This is a genomic window from Caldicoprobacter sp., from assembly GCF_047459465.1.
Classification (GTDB): Bacteria; Bacillota; Clostridia; order Caldicoprobacterales; family Caldicoprobacteraceae; genus Caldicoprobacter.
In genome coordinates, this window is record NZ_VSCO01000144.1 from 1 (window position 1) to 4508 (window position 4508).

The 4508-nt window shown below is 48.3% G+C and carries 4 protein-coding genes; all 4 read right to left on the reverse strand.

Annotated features, from left to right (window positions below; genetic code table 11):
* Nucleotides 1-49: 49 nt before the first annotated feature.
* A complete protein-coding gene (locus FWJ59_RS08190) occupies nt 50-2560 on the reverse strand; it encodes a beta-mannosidase (protein ID WP_414481459.1) in 2511 nt (836 codons plus the stop codon).
* Between the two features lie 64 nt (nt 2561-2624).
* Nucleotides 2625-2930, reverse strand: coding sequence for a TMEM165/GDT1 family protein (locus FWJ59_RS08195; RefSeq protein ID WP_414481460.1), 306 nt, complete (start codon nt 2928-2930; stop codon nt 2625-2627).
* Between the two features lie 211 nt (nt 2931-3141).
* Nucleotides 3142-4314 carry a glycosyltransferase family 4 protein gene (locus FWJ59_RS08200; RefSeq protein WP_414481461.1) on the reverse strand — a complete coding sequence of 391 codons (1173 nt, stop codon included), beginning with the start codon at nt 4312-4314 and terminating at the stop codon, nt 3142-3144.
* A gap of 14 nt (nt 4315-4328) precedes the next feature.
* Nucleotides 4329-4508: hypothetical protein (locus FWJ59_RS08205; protein ID WP_414481462.1), on the reverse strand; the 180-nt coding region annotated here is incomplete at its 5' end.

Genomic DNA, 4508 nt, shown 5'->3' on the forward strand with positions numbered 1-4508 from the left:
AGGCAGCCACAAAGATTGGATATAAATAAAGAGAATAAGCTGCTCATCCTCAATACAGCTTGATGACCATGCGGGTTATATCCACCGTTTTCACATCTCCAGGCTCCTCCGAGGCTTCCACCACGTGTGGAATGCTGGGCTCCAAGACAAGGCAGTTATCCGATAGTTCAACATCCCTCTGGGTCTCTATAAACACCCCAAAGGCAGGCTTATCTGATACCAGCTCTATTTTATTCCCCTTTACAACGCAGCTTATGTTAGGCTCTTTTAGTTCAAGGTTTCTAAAGGCGTCAAACACCAGGTAATTTCTCACGCTTTGGCCATCAGCTACCAGCTCCACAAACAGCACGGTATCCAAAAGTTCGCCGTTCTTTTCAACGGGTAAAACGGTTGGATCGGCATCCACAGGCATAACTACGGGCCTATAGCCAATTCCCAGCTCTTCAGGCTGTATACTGCCTATTACTGACGCACTGTTGGGCAATAAAATAGCCTTCATATATATCTCGCCCTTCTTGGTGCCATCGAGGGCATAGGCCGTCACCCGTACTCGTGCATCCAGCTCATCGAGGGTGTCATTTACAGCATGGATAAATATGCGCCCTTCCTTGTATTTGGGTACTATCAAGATGTTATGGAAGAAATTCTTGGTATAATAATACAGGCCTTTCTTCCTGCGGTGGTAATCGATACACGACCAGCTGGCCACCGGCCAGCAATCGTTTAGCTGCCAGTAAAGCGTACCGGCGGTGTTAAACTTCCTGGTACGCCAGTGCTCCACGCCGGTCTTTATAGCCTCAGCCTGGATAAACTGCGTCAGGTACACAAAGCTTGAAAAATCCTTCGGAAAACCAGCTTTGGCTATCATAAACCTTACCAGCCTTTCAGTGCCGTCCACCATCTTATTGTGGGACAGCATCACCGGGCTTAAGGGATGGCGGTCTTCAGGCTGAGTAAAAGAATATATGGTCTTAAGACAGGGCATGGCTTGAAATCCAAACTCGCTGATGAACCTGCCGGTATCGTTGAGATACTCATTGTAGTCTGCCCAGCCGCTCCATACCGTCCAACAATGGCGGTCCCCTTCAGCCATAGAGTTGGGGTCCTCTCCTCCATACGGGCTGGATACCCAGTAAGGACGAGAAGGGTCGTTTTCGGCGCAAACCCTGGGCAGTATTTCCTGGTATATATAGTTGCCTAAATATTTGGGAACGCCGTTGCCCCACCAAGAATGGAATCCCCAATTGTTTTCGTTGTTGCCGCACCACAGCACTATTGATGGATGTATCCTCAGGCTCTTTACCACGTGCTCGGCCTCTGTCTCAGCCAACCTTTGGAACCAATCAAACTGGTCTGGATATTGAGCACAAGCGTACATGAAATCCTGCCATACCATGATGCCCATCCTGTCGCACGCCTCGTAAAAGGCAGGGTGCTCGTATATGCCTCCACCCCATATGCGAAGCATGTTCATGTTTGCGTCCTTTGCGGCTTTTATGTAATAGTAATAATCGTCTTCCGTCAGCCTGGGCAAAAGGCTATCAGCGGGTATCCAGTTGGCCCCTTTTGCGAAGACCTTTTCCCCGTTTATTTCAAAGATAAAGCTTTCGCCCACCTCATCCCGCTCTCTTATGAGCCTTACGGTGCGAATGCCTGTCCTAAAGCTGTGCTCATCTACTGTTTTGCCATTGTGCACAAGGCGTAGCTTCACCTCATAAAGCGGCTGCTGCCCCATCCCATTGGGATACCACAGCGCCGCATTTTCTATTAACCCTTCCCAGCTCAATTGCAGCTTACCCCTGAATCTATCGATGCTTGCCTTTTCTGAGACGACGACTTTTCCCTGGTAGAATATTTCTACAAACGCTTCCATTTCATCGTGCAAAACTGTCTTCCCGTCATCGCCGGCAACCATTTCAATCTCTGCGCCCGTTGCTACAAAAGCCCCATCTTTATTGATACGCCTGGTTTCGAAAAAAGGATAGCGTATTTTGGCAGTTTCAACGACTTCCAGATACACCGGCCTCCACAGCCCTACCTGCGCAATCCTTGGCCCCCAATCCCAGCCATAGGAATATTGCGCCTTCCTCACATAGGGTCTGCCGATTTCGTTGTTGGCACCGCGCAGGGTGATAGGACTGTTACGCTCCATGGCCCGAATTGTCCTAATGGGGGAATCAAAATGCACTTCAACCTCATTTAATCCGCTTCGCAGAATTTCTCCCACATCGAAACGGTAAGGGATAAACATGTTTTCGGCTCTACCAAGATAATACCCATTCATATATACGTCTGCCAGAGTATCGATGCCTTCAAATACTAGATATACTCTACCCGATACAGGAAGAGCGTCGTTCCATTCAAACTCCTTGCGGTATATCCATTCTTCCTCCTCCAGCTTATGAAAATCTATCTCATTCAAACGATAAAATGGATCCCCCAGCTCTCCCAATGCCATCAGGTCCATCTGTACGCATCCCGGTACCCTGCCATTCTTCCACTGCTTGTCCTTCTTAGAACAGAACTGCCATGTCCCGTTAAGGCTTATAACGACGTTCATACAGTCTCCCCTCTCCATTAAAAATCTATGCAAATTCATATTATCGTCATCAGGCCTAAAAAGCCTATTTCTTCACGATAATCATATGCCATATTTGGGGCAGGGCTTCTCGCAAGATGAAGATTCCTATCCCCACAAACAGCAAGCCAGCCAAAAGCCGCAGGCAGCATGTGGGGACATACCTGGTCACAACCCCACCCAGAAAAGAGCCCAGCAGAGTAACAACAATTAAAGCTAAAGAAGCACCCAGAAATACCGGAAGAGGCTCTTTATGATGAGTTACCAGGGTAAAGACGGTTAGCTGAGTTTTATCGCCCAATTCGGCTATAAACAGCATACAGAAGGACAATAAGAATAGTTTCCAGTTCATTATGTACCGGCCTCCTCATTATGCCGTCCGGCATAAAGGGCGCTAGGATTGGCTATAGAGCCAATAACAATGTTTGAGCCTGCCCTCAAACTATTTTTTAGCTTACCTATAAAATTCTTACATCTGCAAAACCCAAATTATGCCTTTATCTTGAAATTTTTCCGTATGACATGTCTTCCAAAGCTATTATACCTTCCCATGTCAAAAAACTTCAAGAGATTTTAGCCGTAAGTTTTCCAAGGGCGCACTTTTCCAGTAACTGGGCTGTAGCTTGAACCATCCTTTCTACCGAAAAGGAGGTCACGATGCGCTGGCGCCCTTTCTGGCCAAAAACCTTTCTCAGGTGAGCGTTGTTAATCAAATGGATTACGGCACACGCCAGGGCTGCTGCATCTCCCGGCGGTACCAAATAGCCGTTTCCCCCGTGCTGGACTATCTCGGGTATCCCACCAACATTGGACGCCACAACGGGCTTGCCCATAGCCATAGCTTCGAGCACCGAGATCCCCAAACCTTCGGACAAAGTGGGCAGTACAAAGATATCCATGGCATCTAAATAACCCCATATCGGGGCTACGTATCCCGTGAATAAGACATCGCCTTCAACCCCAAGAGCCTTGGCCCTCATCTTAAGGGCTTCCTCATACGGGCCGGTCCCCACTATCATAAAGCTCACATTTTTACAGCAACCCCTTATCAGTGGTATGGCATCCAGAAGATGCTGAATGCCTTTGGAGGGTATGAGCCTGGCCACGCTTCCCACCACCACTGCATCGGGCCCTATCCCGAGGCGCTTTCTCACATTCCCTCCTCCGCCTTCGGGAGGCAACGATATGCCATTATATATAACGTTGATTTTGTCGCTAGGGATTCGGCACTTCTGTTCCAGTTCAAGCTTGAGCGCGCGGGACACTGCGATGATGCCCTCTGTACGTTTGGCCAGGACTTTTTCCAGTTTTGACAGCATTGTACTCTTAAAACCATGAGATGAGGACAACACGAAGTTATGAACGGTATAGACTTTAGGGCATCCGGCCAAAATGGCCCCGGCCCTGCCCACCACCCCGGCCTTAAACCCATGGCAGTGTAGCACATCCACCCCATGCTCGGTTATGATGCGCGCAATCTTCACCGCTTTTATAGCGTCCAAAGGCGGCTGTACCTCCCCGGGAAGATGAAATGGATAAACTTCTATACCCTCATCTTGCAGTTCCTTCATGATGGCTTTGTCAAAGCTGCAGGCTGCCAATACGTCAAACCCCGCAGCTTTCAGCCCCTTTACCAACGCAATGTAATGCTGCTTCATGCCCCCTGAAGCAGTCCGTATAAGCTCTAAAACCTTAATCCTTCTATTTAAATTCATACCCCTATCACTCTTACCCATACTTCAATTTTCTTTTAGCTGCATCTCACGATATGCTCCTTTAACTCCTCGATATCTTCCACTTGCTGTGCAATGACAAATATAAACGATAGGCCCACATATATCATGCAGGTGGCAGCAGCCACTATGCCCGAATCGTTGACCGCAAAGGCCACAGCGCTCCCCACAATCCCGCTGATAAAACCATAATACAA